Annotated in this window: 14 protein-coding genes; 10 read left to right on the top strand and 4 right to left on the bottom strand. The window is 53.5% G+C overall.

From position 1 onward, the window contains the following. The first annotated feature begins 47 nt into the window (after positions 1-47). The 4 genes from araD to rluA all read left to right on the top strand — a co-directional run bounded on the left by araD (position 48) and on the right by rluA (position 6,911). Positions 48-743 carry an L-ribulose-5-phosphate 4-epimerase gene (gene araD / locus ACJHYO_RS20960; RefSeq protein WP_000888698.1) on the top strand — a complete coding sequence of 232 codons (696 nt, stop codon included), beginning with the start codon at positions 48-50 and terminating at the stop codon, positions 741-743. Positions 744-817: 74 nt separating this feature from the next. Beyond that, positions 818-3,169 carry a DNA polymerase II gene (polB, locus tag ACJHYO_RS20955; RefSeq protein ID WP_085455677.1) on the top strand — a complete coding sequence of 784 codons (2,352 nt, stop codon included), beginning with the start codon at positions 818-820 and terminating at the stop codon, positions 3,167-3,169. 164 nt (positions 3,170-3,333) lie between these two features. Beyond that, on the top strand, positions 3,334-6,240 hold the full coding sequence (rapA, locus tag ACJHYO_RS20950; protein WP_001117001.1) for an RNA polymerase-associated protein RapA: 2,907 nt from the start codon (positions 3,334-3,336) through the stop codon (positions 6,238-6,240). An 11-nt stretch (positions 6,241-6,251) separates the two neighbouring features. Beyond that, positions 6,252-6,911: a bifunctional tRNA pseudouridine(32) synthase/23S rRNA pseudouridine(746) synthase RluA gene (gene rluA, locus ACJHYO_RS20945; RefSeq protein ID WP_000525176.1), complete on the top strand. Its 660-nt coding sequence runs from the start codon at positions 6,252-6,254 to the stop codon at positions 6,909-6,911. Between the two features lie 149 nt (positions 6,912-7,060). Here rluA and djlA read toward each other — a convergent pair whose 3' ends face one another. After that, positions 7,061-7,876 carry a co-chaperone DjlA gene (djlA, locus tag ACJHYO_RS20940; protein WP_001200560.1) on the bottom strand — a complete coding sequence of 272 codons (816 nt, stop codon included), beginning with the start codon at positions 7,874-7,876 and terminating at the stop codon, positions 7,061-7,063. A 254-nt stretch (positions 7,877-8,130) separates the two neighbouring features. Here djlA and lptD point away from each other — a divergent pair, with 254 nt between their 5' ends. From lptD to apaH, 6 genes are read left to right on the top strand one after another with little or no spacing between them, the layout of a single operon-like run. Then, the gene (lptD, locus tag ACJHYO_RS20935; protein WP_021523580.1) at positions 8,131-10,485 is read left to right on the top strand and encodes an LPS assembly protein LptD; all 2,355 of its coding nucleotides are present in this window, start codon (positions 8,131-8,133) and stop codon (positions 10,483-10,485) included. 52 nt (positions 10,486-10,537) lie between these two features. Next, positions 10,538-11,824 (top strand): peptidylprolyl isomerase SurA, encoded by a 1,287-nt coding sequence (gene surA, locus ACJHYO_RS20930; RefSeq protein WP_000800457.1) that lies wholly within the window; start codon positions 10,538-10,540, stop codon positions 11,822-11,824. Then, positions 11,824-12,813: a 4-hydroxythreonine-4-phosphate dehydrogenase PdxA gene (gene pdxA, locus ACJHYO_RS20925; RefSeq protein WP_000241229.1), complete on the top strand. Its 990-nt coding sequence runs from the start codon at positions 11,824-11,826 to the stop codon at positions 12,811-12,813. Before surA ends, pdxA begins: the two co-directional genes overlap by 1 nt. Then, a complete protein-coding gene (gene rsmA, locus ACJHYO_RS20920) occupies positions 12,810-13,631 on the top strand; it encodes a 16S rRNA (adenine(1518)-N(6)/adenine(1519)-N(6))-dimethyltransferase RsmA (RefSeq protein ID WP_001065363.1) in 822 nt (273 codons plus the stop codon). The genes pdxA and rsmA overlap by 4 nt, the downstream gene beginning before the upstream one ends. A 2-nt stretch (positions 13,632-13,633) precedes the next feature. Continuing rightward, positions 13,634-14,011: a Co2+/Mg2+ efflux protein ApaG gene (gene apaG, locus ACJHYO_RS20915; protein WP_000610901.1), complete on the top strand. Its 378-nt coding sequence runs from the start codon at positions 13,634-13,636 to the stop codon at positions 14,009-14,011. A 6-nt stretch (positions 14,012-14,017) separates the two neighbouring features. Then, positions 14,018-14,866, top strand: a complete 849-nt coding sequence (gene apaH / locus ACJHYO_RS20910; RefSeq protein ID WP_000257182.1) for a bis(5'-nucleosyl)-tetraphosphatase (symmetrical) ApaH — start codon at positions 14,018-14,020, stop codon at positions 14,864-14,866. Here apaH and ACJHYO_RS20905 read toward each other — a convergent pair. The 3 genes from ACJHYO_RS20905 to folA all read right to left on the bottom strand — a co-directional run bounded on the left by ACJHYO_RS20905 (position 14,863) and on the right by folA (position 15,978). Beyond that, the gene (locus tag ACJHYO_RS20905; protein WP_001160966.1) at positions 14,863-15,177 is read right to left on the bottom strand and encodes a CcdB family protein; all 315 of its coding nucleotides are present in this window, start codon (positions 15,175-15,177) and stop codon (positions 14,863-14,865) included. The genes apaH and ACJHYO_RS20905 overlap by 4 nt on opposite strands. Positions 15,178-15,179: 2 nt before the next feature. After that, a complete protein-coding gene (locus ACJHYO_RS20900) occupies positions 15,180-15,413 on the bottom strand; it encodes a type II toxin-antitoxin system CcdA family antitoxin (protein WP_000125566.1) in 234 nt (77 codons plus the stop codon). A gap of 85 nt (positions 15,414-15,498) precedes the next feature. Beyond that, a complete protein-coding gene (folA, locus tag ACJHYO_RS20895) occupies positions 15,499-15,978 on the bottom strand; it encodes a type 3 dihydrofolate reductase (RefSeq protein WP_000624375.1) in 480 nt (159 codons plus the stop codon). Positions 15,979-16,106 lie beyond the last annotated feature (128 nt).

Raw genomic sequence — 16,106 nt, 5'->3', positions numbered from 1 at the left:
TTTTGTAGGCCGGATAAGCAAAGCGCATCCGGCACGAAGGAGTCAACATGTTAGAAGATCTCAAACGCCAGGTATTAGAAGCCAACCTGGCGCTGCCAAAACACAACCTGGTCACGCTCACCTGGGGCAATGTCAGCGCCGTTGATCGCGGGCGCGGCGTCCTGGTGATCAAACCTTCCGGCGTCGACTACAGCATCATGACCGCTGACGATATGGTCGTGGTCAGCATCGAAACCGGTGAAGTGGTTGAAGGTACGAAAAAGCCCTCCTCCGACACGCCAACTCACCGGCTGCTCTATCAGGCATTCCCGTCTATTGGCGGCATTGTGCACACACACTCGCGCCACGCCACCATCTGGGCGCAGGCGGGCCAGTCAATTCCGGCAACCGGTACCACCCACGCCGACTATTTCTACGGCACCATTCCCTGCACCCGCAAAATGACCGACGCAGAAATCAACGGTGAATATGAGTGGGAAACCGGTAACGTCATCGTAGAAACCTTCGAAAAACAGGGGATCGACGCAGCACAAATGCCCGGCGTTCTGGTCCATTCTCACGGCCCGTTTGCATGGGGCAAAAATGCCGAAGATGCGGTGCACAACGCCATCGTGCTGGAAGAAGTCGCTTATATGGGGATATTCTGCCGTCAGTTAGCGCCGCAGTTACCGGATATGCAGCAAACGCTGCTGGATAAACACTATCTGCGTAAGCATGGTGCGAAGGCATATTACGGGCAGTAATGACTGTATAAAACCACAGCCAATCAAACGAAACCAGGCTATAATCAAGCCTGGTTTTTTATTGGATTTTCAGCGTGGCGCAGGCAGGTTTTATCTTAACCCGACACTGGCGGGACACCCCGCAAGGAACAGAGGTCTCCTTCTGGCTGGCAACGGACAACGGGCCGTTGCAGGTTACGCTTGCGCCGCAAGAGTCCGTGGCATTTATTCCCGCCGATCAGGTTCCCCGCGCTCAGCATATTTTGCAGGGTGAACAAGGCTTTCGCCTGACGCCGCTGGCGTTAAAAGATTTTCACCGCCAGCCGGTATATGGCCTTTACTGTCGCGCCCATCGCCAGTTGATGAATTACGAAAAGCGCCTGCGTGAAGGTGGCGTTACCGTCTACGAGGCCGATGTGCGCCCGCCAGAACGCTATCTGATGGAGCGGTTTATCACCTCACCGGTGTGGGTCGAGGGTGATATACGCAATGGCGCTATCGTTAATGCCCGTCTGAAACCGCATCCCGACTATCGTCCGCCGCTCAAGTGGGTTTCTATTGATATTGAAACCACCCGCCACGGTGAGCTGTACTGCATCGGCCTGGAAGGTTGCGGGCAGCGTATCGTTTATATGCTGGGGCCAGAGAATGGCGACGCCTCCGCGCTCGATTTTGAACTGGAATACGTCGCCAGCCGCCCGCTGCTACTGGAAAAACTTAACGCCTGGTTTGCGACTCATGATCCTGATGTGATCATCGGTTGGAACGTGGTGCAGTTCGATCTGCGAATGCTGCAAAAACATGCCGAGCGTTACCGTATTCCGCTGCGTCTGGGGCGTGATAACAGCGAGCTGGAGTGGCGCGAGCACGGCTTTAAAAACGGCGTCTTTTTTGCTCAGGCCAAAGGGCGACTGATTATCGACGGTATCGAGGCGCTGAAATCCGCGTTCTGGAATTTCTCTTCATTCTCGCTGGAAACCGTCGCTCAGGAGTTATTAGGCGAAGGAAAATCTATCGATAACCCGTGGGATCGAATGGACGAAATTGACCGCCGTTTCGCCGAAGATAAGCCTGCGCTGGCAACTTATAACCTGAAAGATTGCGAGCTGGTGACGCAGATCTTCCACAAAACTGAAATCATGCCGTTTTTGCTCGAACGGGCGACGGTGAACGGCCTGCCGGTAGATCGACACGGCGGTTCGGTGGCAGCGTTTGGTCATCTCTATTTTCCCCGTATGCATCGCGCTGGTTATGTCGCGCCTAATCTCGGCGAAGTGCCGCCGCACGCCAGCCCTGGCGGCTACGTGATGGATTCGCGACCTGGGCTTTATGATTCGGTGCTGGTGCTGGACTACAAAAGCCTGTACCCGTCGATCATCCGCACCTTTCTGATTGATCCCGTCGGACTGGTGGAAGGCATGGCGCAGCCTGATCCAGAGCACAGTACCGAAGGTTTTCTCGATGCCTGGTTCTCACGGGAGAAACATTGCCTGCCGGAGATTGTGACTAACATCTGGCACGGGCGCGATGAAGCCAAACGTCAGAGTAATAAGCCGCTTTCGCAGGCGCTGAAGATCATTATGAATGCCTTTTATGGTGTGCTCGGCACCACCGCCTGCCGTTTCTTCGATCCACGCCTGGCATCGTCGATCACCATGCGTGGTCATCAGATCATGCGGCAAACCAAAACGTTGATTGAAGCGCAGGGCTATGATGTTATCTACGGCGATACCGACTCAACGTTTGTCTGGCTGAAAGGTGCACATTCGGAAGAAGAAGCAGCGAAAATCGGTCGTGCACTGGTGCAGCACGTTAACGCCTGGTGGGCGGAAACGCTGCAAAAACAACGGCTGACCAGCGCACTGGAACTGGAGTATGAAACCCATTTCTGCCGTTTTCTGATGCCAACCATTCGCGGGGCCGATACCGGCAGCAAAAAGCGCTACGCCGGACTGATTCAGGAGGGCGACAAACAGCGGATGGTGTTTAAAGGGCTGGAAACCGTGCGTACGGACTGGACGCCGCTGGCCCAGCAGTTTCAGCAGGAGCTGTACCTGCGTATCTTCCGCAACGAGCCATATCAGGAATACGTGCGCGAAACCATCGACAAGCTGATGGCGGGCGAACTGGACACGCAGCTGGTTTACCGTAAACGCCTTCGCCGTCCGCTGAGCGAATATCAGCGTAATGTTCCGCCTCATGTACGCGCCGCTCGCCTTGCCGATGAAGAAAACCATAAGCGCGGTCGCCCCTTGCAATATCAGAACCGCGGCACCATTAAGTACGTATGGACCACCAACGGCCCGGAGCCGCTGGACTACCAACGTTCACCACTGGATTACGAACACTATCTGACCCGCCAGCTACAACCCGTGGCGGAGGGAATACTCCCTTTTATTGAGGATAATTTTGCTACACTTATGACCGGGCAACTTGGGCTATTTTGAGCAAAAAAAAGAGTTCGCCAGATACCATTTTGATGCGTGACGAATGCTTTGCCATCCAGTACCATAGCGCCCTTTCCATTCCTGGACCTGAATAACACCACTACCTCATAAGCACGGTAGCGGGTGGTTATTGCCTGCAATTAAAGATATAGAGCCGAACACATATGCCTTTTACACTTGGTCAACGCTGGATCAGCGATACAGAAAGCGAATTGGGACTTGGAACCGTTGTCGCGGTGGATGCGCGAACTGTCACTTTACTTTTCCCATCTACTGGTGAAAACCGTCTGTACGCACGCAGTGATTCCCCCGTGACCCGCGTGATGTTCAACCCTGGTGATACCATTACCAGCCATGACGGCTGGCAGATGCAAGTCGAAGAAGTAAAAGAAGAAAATGGCTTGCTGACCTATATCGGTACTCGCCTGGATACTGAAGAGTCCGGCGTAGCCCTGCGTGAAGTTTTCCTTGATAGCAAACTGGTGTTCAGCAAACCGCAGGACCGTCTGTTTGCCGGGCAGATTGACCGTATGGACCGCTTTGCGCTGCGTTATCGCGCGCGTAAGTATTCCAGCGAACAGTTCCGTATGCCGTACAGCGGCCTGCGCGGTCAGCGTACCAGCCTGATCCCCCATCAGCTCAACATCGCTCATGATGTTGGTCGCCGCCACGCGCCGCGCGTCCTGTTGGCTGACGAAGTGGGTTTAGGGAAAACCATTGAAGCCGGGATGATCCTGCATCAGCAACTGCTCTCTGGCGCTGCTGAACGTGTGCTGATTATCGTCCCGGAAACCTTACAGCATCAGTGGCTGGTAGAAATGCTGCGCCGTTTCAACCTGCGCTTTGCGCTATTTGATGATGAGCGTTATGCCGAAGCTCAGCACGATGCTTACAACCCGTTCGACACCGAACAGCTGGTTATTTGCTCGCTGGATTTTGCCCGTCGTAGCAAACAGCGTCTGGAACATCTCTGTGAAGCCGAATGGGATCTACTGGTGGTCGATGAAGCGCATCACCTGGTGTGGAGCGAAGATGCGCCGAGCCGTGAATATCAGGCCATTGAACAACTGGCAGAGCACGTGCCCGGCGTTCTGCTGCTGACCGCAACCCCGGAACAACTGGGGATGGAAAGCCACTTCGCCCGTCTGCGTCTGCTGGACCCGAACCGTTTCCACGATTTTGCGCAATTCGTTGAAGAGCAGAAAAATTATCGTCCGGTTGCGGACGCCGTTGCCATGCTGCTGGCTGGTAACAAACTCAGCAATGACGAACTGAACATGCTCGGTGAGATGATCGGCGAGCAGGATATCGAGCCGCTGTTGCAAGCAGCAAACAGCGACAGCGAAGATGCCCAGAGCGCCCGTCAGGAACTGGTTTCGATGCTGATGGATCGCCACGGTACCAGCCGCGTGCTGTTCCGTAACACCCGTAACGGTGTGAAAGGCTTCCCGAAACGCGAGCTGCATACTATTAAGCTGCCACTGCCGACGCAGTATCAGACCGCTATTAAAGTCTCCGGCATTATGGGCGCACGTAAAAGTGCGGAAGATCGCGCTCGCGATATGCTCTACCCGGAGCGTATTTATCAGGAATTTGAAGGCGATAACGCCACCTGGTGGAACTTCGATCCGCGCGTTGAATGGCTGATGGGCTACCTGACCAGCCATCGCTCTCAGAAAGTGCTGGTGATCTGCGCCAAAGCGGCCACTGCGCTGCAACTGGAGCAGGTACTGCGCGAACGTGAAGGTATTCGCGCCGCAGTGTTCCACGAAGGCATGTCGATTATCGAACGTGACCGCGCTGCCGCCTGGTTTGCCGAAGAAGACACCGGCGCACAGGTACTGCTGTGCTCGGAAATCGGTTCTGAAGGACGTAACTTCCAGTTCGCCAGCCACATGGTGATGTTTGACCTGCCATTCAACCCGGATCTGCTGGAGCAGCGTATTGGTCGTCTGGATCGTATCGGTCAGGCGCACGATATTCAGATCCATGTGCCTTATCTGGAAAAAACGGCTCAGTCGGTGCTGGTGCGCTGGTATCACGAAGGTCTGGATGCATTCGAGCACACCTGCCCGACCGGACGCACTATCTACGATAGCGTGTACAACGATTTGATTAACTATCTGGCCTCGCCGGATGAGACCGAAGGCTTTGACGATCTGATCAAAAACTGCCGCGAGCAGCATGAAGCGCTGAAAGCACAACTGGAACAGGGGCGTGACCGCCTGTTGGAGATCCACTCCAACGGTGGCGAAAAAGCCCAGGCACTGGCAGAAAGCATTGAAGAGCAGGATGACGATACCAACCTGATCGCCTTCGCCATGAACCTGTTCGATATTATCGGTATCAATCAGGACGATCGCGGCGACAACATGATCGTACTGACGCCGTCCGATCATATGCTGGTGCCGGACTTCCCTGGCCTGTCGGAAGACGGTATTACCATCACCTTTGATCGTGAAGTGGCGCTGGCGCGTGAAGATGCGCAGTTTATTACCTGGGAGCATCCGCTGATCCGCAACGGTCTGGATCTGATCCTTTCTGGCGATACCGGTAGCAGCACGATTTCACTGTTGAAAAACAAAGCGTTGCCGGTAGGTACGCTGTTGGTGGAACTGATTTATGTGGTTGAAGCCCAGGCTCCGAAGCAGTTGCAGCTCAACCGCTTCCTGCCACCGACGCCGGTACGTATGCTGCTGGATAAAAACGGCAACAACCTGGCGGCGCAGGTAGAGTTTGAAACCTTTAACCGCCAGCTTAACGCGGTTAACCGTCACACCGGCAGCAAGCTGGTTAACGCGGTGCAGCAGGATGTTCACGCTATCCTTCAGCTGGGGGAAGCGCAGATCGAGAAATCTGCCCGTGCATTGATTGATGCAGCGCGTAACGAAGCCGACGAAAAACTGTCTGCCGAGCTGTCTCGTCTGGAAGCGCTGCGTGCAGTTAACCCGAACATTCGGGACGACGAACTGACCGCCATTGAGAGCAACCGTCAGCAGGTAATGGAAAGCCTGGATCAGGCAGGCTGGCGTCTGGATGCCCTGCGTTTGATCGTTGTGACGCATCAGTAACGGAGCCGAAGATGGGGATGGAAAACTACAATCCGCCGCAGGAACCCTGGCTGGTTATCCTGTATCAGGATGACCACATTATGGTGGTCAACAAGCCGAGCGGTTTGTTGTCTGTGCCGGGGCGTCTGGAAGAGCACAAAGACAGCGTGATGACGCGCATTCAGCGTGATTATCCGCAGGCAGAATCGGTGCATCGTCTGGATATGGCTACCAGCGGCGTGATTGTAGTGGCGCTGACCAAAGCCGCGGAGCGGGAGTTAAAACGCCAGTTCCGCGAGCGCGAGCCGAAAAAACAGTATGTGGCCCGCGTCTGGGGGCATCCATCCCCTGCGGAAGGTCTGGTGGATCTGCCGCTGATTTGCGACTGGCCAAACCGCCCGAAACAGAAAGTCTGTTACGAAACAGGTAAACCTGCGCAGACGGAGTATGAAGTGGTGGAATATGCGGCGGATAACACGGCAAGAGTGGTGTTAAAACCGATTACCGGGCGTTCGCATCAGCTGCGTGTGCATATGCTGGCGCTGGGTCATCCGATTCTCGGCGATCGTTTTTATGCATCACCAGAAGCGAGAGCAATGGCACCGCGTTTGTTGCTACATGCAGAGATGCTGACGATTACCCATCCGGCGTATGGCAATAGTATGACGTTTAAAGCACCAGCGGATTTTTAATAGTCACGCTGGCGAAGTTCGGTAGGCCGGAGAAGGCGTTCACGCCGCATCCGGCAATTTTGCGCCGATTGTCTGATGCTGCTCGCCGGATGCGACGCTGGCGCGTCTTATCCGGCCTACCGCGTCTTATCAGGCCTACACGTTGAAACTTATTTAAACCCTTTCTGCTGCTTTATCAGCTCATAGGCCTGCTGAATTTCCTGCGCTTTCTGCTTCGCCATCTCCATCATCTCTGGCGGCAAACCTTTCGCCACCAACTTATCGGGATGGTGTTCACTCATCAGCTTACGGTAGGCACGTTTGATGGTGGTCGCATCATCCGTCGGCTTCACGCCCAGCACATTACAGGCATCTTCCAGCGTCGGGCCACGCTGCGCTTGCTGCCAGTTACCACCGCCAGATTGCTGCTGATAACCGCCGCCAAACTGTGCACCGCCCTGCATCATGCGCAAAAACTGGTCAAACTGAGCGCGGGAGATCCCTAATTCTTCAGCAATGACATACAGCACCGCCCGTTCATTCGGGTGCAGTGAACCATCAGCAAACGCCGCCTGAATCTGGATCTCCAGAAACATACGAATTAAGTCAAAACGACCAAAGCAGACACTGCGAAACTGGCGCATCTTTTCGCGCAGCGGGTAATTGTCTGATTTTCCCACCCGGAACGCATTTTGCGCCGCAGTACGGGAAGCGCCATGAAGGTTCATTCGGTCCATCAACTGGCTGGCGATATGAATATCAGCTTCCGTGACGCGACCTTTGGATTTGGTTAAATGCCCCATCACTTCAAAAGTGGTGGCAAAAAACAGCGCCTGACGCTCACGCTGGTTGGCGAACCACGCCATTTTACGGCTACGGGCTTTATCAAACATATGGCCAATTAACAGGCCCAATACTACGCCCCAAAAGCCGCCGCCCATTATTAAGGCCACGGCCACGCCAATGATTTTTCCCCAATACTGCATATATTCCCCAAATCGACACACGGATATCAGGGCTATCTCCCACAATATAAAGGCGCTTTTACCCATTTCTGGCTGCGGTCTATTGTGAGACATCGCCTATAATTTGCATTATCATACCTGTCATTCAATGCCGTGCCTAACACCACAGACGCTATTCGGACAGGATTAACACTAGCGTAGAGATGACGAGTACGTTAGTCTCTGACCGTTTGTCACGCGCAACGTTACCGATGATGGAACAATAAAATCAACGTATGAAAAAACGTATCCCCACTCTCCTGGCCACCATGATTGCCACCGCCCTTTATAGTCAACAGGGACTGGCAGCCGACCTCGCCTCACAGTGCATGTTGGGCGTGCCAAGCTATGACCGTCCTCTGGTACAGGGCGATACCAATGACTTACCCGTGACTATCAATGCTGACCACGCGAAAGGGGACTACCCGGATGACGCCGTGTTTACTGGCAGCGTGGATATCATGCAGGGTAACAGCCGTCTGCAGGCCGACGAAGTGCAGCTCCATCAAAAAGAGGCACCAGGACAACCGGAGCCGGTACGTACCGTTGATGCGCTCGGTAATGTCCATTACGACGATAACCAGGTGATCCTCAAAGGGCCGAAAGGCTGGGCGAATCTGAACACCAAAGATACCAACGTCTGGGAAGGTGATTACCAGATGGTAGGTCGCCAGGGTCGCGGTAAAGCGGACCTGATGAAACAACGTGGCGAAAACCGCTATACCATTCTGGATAACGGTAGCTTTACCTCCTGTCTGCCGGGTTCTGACACCTGGAGCGTGGTAGGTAGCGAAATTATTCATGACCGCGAAGAACAAGTTGCGGAGATCTGGAACGCCCGCTTTAAGGTGGGTCCGGTACCGATCTTTTATAGCCCGTATTTGCAGTTGCCGGTGGGTGACAAACGTCGCTCTGGTTTCTTGATCCCGAACGCCAAGTACACCACCACCAACTACTTTGAGTTCTACCTGCCATATTACTGGAACATCGCGCCAAATATGGATGCCACCATCACGCCGCATTATATGCATCGTCGTGGCAACATCATGTGGGAGAACGAATTCCGCTATCTCTCCCAGGCGGGCGCTGGCTTGATGGAACTGGACTATCTGCCTTCAGATAAAGTCTATAAAGATGAACACCCGAACGATGACAGTTCACGTCGTTGGTTGTTCTACTGGAAACACTCCGGGGTCATGGATCAGGTGTGGCGTTTCAACGTCGACTACACCAAAGTCAGCGATCCTAGCTACTTCAATGACTTCGATAACAAATACGGTTCCAGTACCGACGGCTACGCAACGCAAAAATTCAGCGTTGGCTATGCGGTGCAAAACTTCAATGCCACCGTTTCAACCAAGCAGTTCCAGGTCTTCAGCGAGCAGAACACCAGTAGCTACTCGGCAGAGCCGCAGTTAGACGTTAACTACTATCAAAACGATGTCGGTCCTTTCGATACGCGAATTTACGGCCAGGCGGTGCACTTTGTTAACACCAGAGATGACATGCCAGAGGCGACTCGTGTTCACCTGGAACCGACCATCAATCTGCCGCTCTCTAATAACTGGGGCAGCATCAATACTGAAGCGAAGTTGCTGGCAACCCATTATCAGCAAACCAATCTTGACTGGTATAACTCCAGAAACACGACCAAGCTGGCAGAGTCCGCTAACCGTGTAATGCCGCAGTTCAAGGTAGACGGTAGAATGGTCTTCGAGCGTGATATGGAAATGCTGGCGCCGGGCTATACCCAGACACTGGAACCACGCGCGCAGTATCTGTATGTGCCATATCGCGATCAGAGCAAAATCTATAACTACGACTCTTCGCTGCTGCAATCTGACTACTCCGGCCTGTTCCGGGACCGGACTTACGGCGGTCTTGACCGTATTGCCTCCGCTAACCAGGTGACGACCGGTGTCACATCTCGCATATATGATGATGCTGCCGTTGAACGTTTTAATATTTCCGTTGGTCAAATCTACTATTTCACGGAGTCTCGCACTGGCGATGACAACATAACATGGGAGAATGACGACAAAACGGGCTCACTGGTATGGGCAGGCGATACTTACTGGCGCATCTCTGATCGTTGGGGATTGCGTGGCGGGATTCAGTACGATACACGTCTGGATAACGTAGCGACCAGTAACTCCAGCATTGAATACCGTCGGGATGAAGACCGTCTGGTACAGCTGAATTACCGTTACGCCAGCCCGGAATATATTCAGGCAACGCTGCCTAAGTACTATTCCACTGCTGAGCAATATAAGAATGGTATTTCGCAGGTAGGTGCCGTCGCCAGCTGGCCAATTGCCGATCGTTGGTCCATTGTTGGGGCCTACTACTACGACACCAATGCGAACAAGCAAGCCGACTCTATGTTAGGTGTGCAATACAGCTCCTGCTGCTATGCGATTCGCGTCGGTTACGAGCGGAAGCTGAACGGTTGGGATAACGATAAACAACATGCGGTATATGACAACGCAATCGGCTTTAACATCGAACTTCGCGGCCTGAGCTCCAACTACGGTCTGGGTACGCAAGAGATGCTGCGTTCGAACATTCTGCCGTATCAAAACACTTTGTGATTTGTTGATTTACCACGTAATCCGCAGTGCGGTTAATTGAAATGGAAAAAGTATGAAGAACTGGAAAACGCTGCTTCTCGGTATCGCCATGATCGCGAATACCAGTTTCGCTGCCCCCCAGGTAGTCGATAAAGTCGCAGCCGTCGTCAATAACGGCGTCGTGCTGGAAAGCGACGTTGATGGATTAATGCAGTCGGTAAAACTGAACGCTGCTCAGGCAAGGCAACAACTTCCTGATGACGCGACGCTGCGCCACCAAATCATGGAGCGTTTGATCATGGATCAAATCATCCTGCAGATGGGGCAGAAAATGGGAGTGAAAATCTCCGATGAGCAGCTGGATCAGGCGATTGCTAACATCGCGAAACAGAACAACATGACGCTGGATCAGATGCGCAGCCGTCTGGCTTACGATGGTCTGAACTACAACACCTATCGTAACCAGATCCGCAAAGAGATGATTATCTCTGAAGTGCGTAACAACGAGGTGCGTCGTCGCATCACCATCCTGCCGCAGGAAGTCGAATCCCTGGCGCAGCAAGTGGGTAACCAAAACGACGCCAGCACTGAGCTGAACCTGAGCCACATCCTGATCCCACTGCCGGAAAACCCGACCTCTGATCAGGTGAACGAAGCGGAAAGCCAGGCGCGCGCGATTGTCGATCAGGCGCGTAACGGCGCTGATTTCGGTAAGCTGGCGATTGCTCATTCTGCCGACCAGCAGGCGCTGAACGGCGGACAGATGGGCTGGGGCCGTATTCAGGAGTTGCCGGGGATCTTCGCCCAGGCATTAAGCACCGCGAAGAAAGGCGACATTGTTGGCCCGATTCGTTCCGGCGTTGGCTTCCATATTCTGAAAGTTAACGACCTGCGCGGCGAAAGCAAAAATATCTCGGTGACCGAAGTTCATGCTCGCCATATTCTGCTGAAACCGTCGCCGATCATGACTGACGAACAGGCCCGCGTGAAACTGGAACAGATTGCTGCCGATATCAAGAGTGGTAAAACGACTTTTGCTGCCGCAGCGAAAGAGTTCTCTCAGGATCCAGGCTCTGCTAACCAGGGCGGTGATCTCGGCTGGGCTACACCAGATATTTTCGATCCGGCCTTCCGTGACGCCCTGACCCGCCTGAACAAAGGTCAAATGAGTGCACCGGTTCACTCTTCATTCGGCTGGCATTTAATCGAACTGCTGGATACCCGTAATGTCGATAAAACCGACGCGGCACAGAAAGATCGTGCATACCGCATGCTGATGAACCGTAAGTTCTCGGAAGAAGCAGCAAGCTGGATGCAGGAACAACGTGCCAGCGCCTACGTTAAAATCCTGAGCAACTAATGGTTAAAACCCAACGTGTTGTGATCACTCCCGGCGAGCCCGCCGGGATTGGCCCGGACTTAATTGTCCAGCTTGCACAGCGTGAGTGGCCAGTCGAACTGGTTGTTTGTGCCGATGCCACTCTCCTTACCGACCGGGCAGCGATGCTCGGTTTGCCGCTCACCCTCCGCCCTTATTCCCCCAACTCCCCTGCACAACCGCAAACTGCGGGCACATTAACGCTACTTCCTGTCGCGCTACGTGAATCTGTCACTGTGGGGCAGTTAGCAGTTGAAAATGGGCACTATGTGGTGGAAACGCTGGCGCGAGCGTGTGATGGCTGTCTGAACGGTGAATTTGCTGCGCTGATCACAGGCCCCGTGCATAAAGGCGTCATTAACGACGCAGGCATTCCGTTTACCGGTCATACCGAGTTTTTCGAAGAGCGTTCGCAGGCGAAAAAAGTGGTGATGATGCTGGCGACCGAAGAACTTCGCGTGGCGCTGGCAACGACGCATTTACCGCTGCGCGATATCGCAGATGCTATCACCCCTGCCCTTTTGCACGAAGTGATTGCTATTTTGCATCACGATTTGCGCACAAAATTTGGTATTGCCGAACCGCGCATTCTGGTCTGCGGGCTGAATCCGCACGCGGGCGAAGGCGGTCATATGGGTACGGAAGAGATAGACACCATTATTCCGGTACTCAACGAGCTGCGGGAACAGGGGATGAAACTCAACGGGCCGCTGCCTGCCGATACCCTGTTTCAGCCGAAATATCTCGATAACGCCGACGCCGTGCTGGCGATGTACCACGATCAGGGTCTTCCCGTGCTAAAATACCAGGGCTTCGGGCGCGGTGTGAACATTACGCTGGGCCTGCCCTTTATTCGCACATCAGTGGACCACGGCACCGCGCTTGAACTGGCGGGACGTGGTAAAGCCGATGTCGGCAGTTTTATTACGGCGCTTAATCTCGCCATCAAAATGATTGTTAACACCCAATGAATAATCGAGTCCACCAGGGCCACTTAGCCCGTAAACGCTTCGGGCAAAACTTTCTCAACGATCAGTTCGTGATCGACAGCATTGTTTCTGCCATTAACCCGCAGAAGGGCCAGGCGATGGTCGAAATCGGCCCCGGTCTGGCGGCATTGACCGAACCGGTCGGCGAACGTCTGGACCAGCTGACGGTCATCGAACTTGACCGCGATCTGGCGGCACGTCTGCAAACGCATCCATTCTTAGGCCCGAAACTGACGATTTATCAGCAGGATGCGATGACCTTTAACTTTGGCGAACTGGCCGCGAAAATGGGCCAGCCGCTGCGTGTTTTCGGCAACCTGCCTTATAACATCTCCACGCCGTTGATGTTCCATCTGTTTAGCTATACTGATGCCATTGCCGACATGCACTTTATGTTGCAAAAAGAAGTGGTGAATCGTCTGGTTGCAGGACCGAACAGCAAGGCGTATGGTCGATTAAGCGTCATGGCGCAATACTATTGCAACGTGATCCCGGTGCTGGAAGTACCGCCGTCAGCCTTTACACCACCACCCAAAGTGGATTCCGCCGTCGTGCGCCTGGTTCCTCATGCAACGATGCCTCACCCGGTTAAAGATGTTCGCGTGTTGAGCCGCATCACCACCGAAGCCTTTAACCAGCGTCGTAAAACCATTCGTAACAGCCTCGGCAACCTGTTTAGCGTCGAGGTGTTAACGGGAATGGGGATCGACCCGGCGATGCGAGCGGAAAATATCTCTGTCGCGCAATATTGCCAGATGGCGAACTATCTGGCGGAGAACGCGCCTTTGCAGGAGAGTTAACGATGATCAATTCGCCCCGAGTGTGTATTCAGGTTCAAAGCGTCTACATTGAGGCACAATCTTCACCTGATAATGAACGTTACGTTTTTGCTTATACCGTAACCATACGCAATCTGGGGCGAGCGCCAGTGCAGTTGTTGGGGCGTTACTGGCTGATCACCAATGGCAATGGCCGTGAAACCGAAGTCCAGGGCGAAGGAGTGGTTGGCGTCCAGCCACTTATCGCGCCTGGCGAAGAGTACCAGTACACCAGCGGTGCAATCATTGAAACCCCGCTGGGCACCATGCAGGGTCACTACGAAATGATCGATGAAAATGGCGTCCCTTTCAGCATCGACATTCCCGTATTCCGACTCGCCGTTCCCACACTCATTCATTAAAAGAATATGGCGACATACCTTATTGGCGACGTTCATGGTTGTTACGATGAACTGATCGCATTGCTGCATAAAGTAGAATTTACCCCTGGGAAAGATACCCTCTGGCTGACGGGCGATCTGGTCGCGCGCGGCCCGGGTTCGCTGGATGTTCTGCGCTATGTGAAATCCTTAGGCGACAGCGTACGTCTGGTGCTGGGTAATCACGATCTGCATCTGCTGGCGGTATTTGCCGGGATCAGCCGCAATAAACCGAAAGATCGCCTGACACCGCTGCTGGAAGCGCCGGATGCCGACGAGCTGCTTAACTGGCTGCGTCGCCAGCCTTTGCTGCAAATCGACGAAGAGAAAAAGTTGGTGATGGCCCACGCCGGGATCACGCCGCAGTGGGATCTGCAGACCGCCAAAGAGTGCGCGCGCGATGTAGAAGCGGTGCTGTCGAGTGACTCCTATCCCTTCTTCCTTGATGCCATGTACGGCGATATGCCAAATAACTGGTCACCGGAATTGCGGGGGCTGGGAAGACTGCGTTTTATCACCAACGCCTTTACCCGTATGCGTTTTTGCTTCCCGAACGGTCAACTGGATATGTACAGCAAAGAATCGCCGGAAGAGGCCCCTGCCCCACTGAAACCGTGGTTTGCGATTCCTGGCCCCGTCGCTGAAGAGTACAACATCGCCTTTGGTCACTGGGCATCGCTGGAAGGCAAAGGTACGCCGGAAGGTATTTACGCGCTGGATACCGGCTGCTGCTGGGGTGGTACATTAACCTGCCTGCGCTGGGAAGATAAACAGTATTTTGTCCAGCCGTCGAACCGGCATAAAGATATGGGTGAGGGAGAGGCGGTAGCGTCTTAAATCCCGTCGAGCATAAAATCTAATGCTCCTTTAATCAACGTTCGGTGCGCGCTGGCATCGCAAAATTTCGTTCCCAGCGCGTTAACTGGAACAGTTGCAGTCTCATGCGTCATGAGCACATATTCTTTGCCGTCTACCAGTAAAAGGATTGGGTTAAGCCGTTCTGGTGGGCGAATACGGCTAAATCGTTCAATAGGTGTTAATGGAATAACGATACGGCGATTAATCTCACCAATAATGTCGCTGGTAACATCAATAACAAAGGGAAACGCGGCGTTCCTGCCGCGACTGCGGTATACCGTAAATTGCATCGCTAGAAGCTCCGGTACTCATCAGAGAAACATCCGGTTTCATCAGCCAATTGATTTAACGCAGCGATAGCTTCTGCGTTCTCTTCACGCCAACGTGTTGCTGCATGTTTTTTAAGTTCAGCATTGAGCGCAACCGTAAGGGTGGCGCTCATATTTAAGCCTGCATCACGAGCGCGATTGACTAACTCACGGTCGACGGTGACGGTCACACTTTGTGTGGTACGTTTTGCAGTCATGATCTCGTGCTCCTGTACAATTTATGCGTCTAGTATACACGGATATCTGCACGTATCAGTGATGCCGGAATTCTAATATACAAAATTACCGCCGCTCCAGAATCTCAAAGCAATAGCTATGAGAGTTCTGCGCATCGGCGTCGTGGAATTCACTGAATACCGATTCCCAGTCATCCGGCTCGTAATCCGGGAAATGGGTGTCGCCTTCCACTTCCGCGTCGATATGCGTCAGATACAGTTTTTGCGCTTTCGGCAGGAACTGCTCATAAACGCGACCGCCGCCAATCACCATGATTTCTGGTACGTCACCACACGCCGCAATGGCTTCATCCACCGACTTCACCCACGTTACGCGATCGTCCGTACCCGGTTGACTGCTGAGGATAATATTTTTGCGTCCTGGCAACGGACGACCGATGGATTCCCAGGTATGGCGGCCCATAATCACGGGTTTATTTAAAGTGTTGCGTTTAAACCAGGCGAGATCGGCAGGCAGGTTCCACGGCATGGCGTTTTCCATGCCGATAACGCGATCTACCGCTAACGCCGCAATCAGACTGATCATTGAGATTTCCCGATAAAAAAAATTGTCGCCACTATACGTAAAGCGTAAACCGTCGTCGACTGGTGCGAGGATGATGTTGAGGAAAATTTTATATTCTGCTGGCGAGTCCACGCTCTCTCCCTGGACTC

The sequence above is a fragment of the Escherichia sp. WS1118 genome, assembly GCF_046487695.1.
In the GTDB taxonomy this organism is placed as follows: Bacteria; Pseudomonadota; Gammaproteobacteria; order Enterobacterales; family Enterobacteriaceae; genus Escherichia; species Escherichia coli.
Note: the sequence above shows the minus strand (reverse complement) of the source record. Positions and strands in the feature narration are given on the sequence as shown.

Excerpts from the sequence above, each read along its gene's own strand:
- ACJHYO_RS20900 (WP_000125566.1), bottom strand. The coding sequence starts at position 15,413 with ATGACTGCAAAACGTACCACACAAAGTGTGACCGTCACCGTCGACCGT.
- pdxA (WP_000241229.1), top strand. The coding sequence starts at position 11,824 with ATGGTTAAAACCCAACGTGTTGTGATCACTCCCGGCGAGCCCGCCGGG.
- apaG (WP_000610901.1), top strand. The coding sequence starts at position 13,634 with ATGATCAATTCGCCCCGAGTGTGTATTCAGGTTCAAAGCGTCTACATT.
- surA (WP_000800457.1), top strand. The coding sequence starts at position 10,538 with ATGAAGAACTGGAAAACGCTGCTTCTCGGTATCGCCATGATCGCGAAT.
- apaH (WP_000257182.1), top strand. The coding sequence starts at position 14,018 with ATGGCGACATACCTTATTGGCGACGTTCATGGTTGTTACGATGAACTG.
- lptD (WP_021523580.1), top strand. The coding sequence starts at position 8,131 with ATGAAAAAACGTATCCCCACTCTCCTGGCCACCATGATTGCCACCGCC.
- folA (WP_000624375.1), bottom strand. The coding sequence starts at position 15,978 with ATGATCAGTCTGATTGCGGCGTTAGCGGTAGATCGCGTTATCGGCATG.
- araD (WP_000888698.1), top strand. The coding sequence starts at position 48 with ATGTTAGAAGATCTCAAACGCCAGGTATTAGAAGCCAACCTGGCGCTG.
- djlA (WP_001200560.1), bottom strand. The coding sequence starts at position 7,876 with ATGCAGTATTGGGGAAAAATCATTGGCGTGGCCGTGGCCTTAATAATG.
- rsmA (WP_001065363.1), top strand. The coding sequence starts at position 12,810 with ATGAATAATCGAGTCCACCAGGGCCACTTAGCCCGTAAACGCTTCGGG.
- rapA (WP_001117001.1), top strand. The coding sequence starts at position 3,334 with ATGCCTTTTACACTTGGTCAACGCTGGATCAGCGATACAGAAAGCGAA.
- ACJHYO_RS20905 (WP_001160966.1), bottom strand. The coding sequence starts at position 15,177 with ATGCAATTTACGGTATACCGCAGTCGCGGCAGGAACGCCGCGTTTCCC.
- rluA (WP_000525176.1), top strand. The coding sequence starts at position 6,252 with ATGGGGATGGAAAACTACAATCCGCCGCAGGAACCCTGGCTGGTTATC.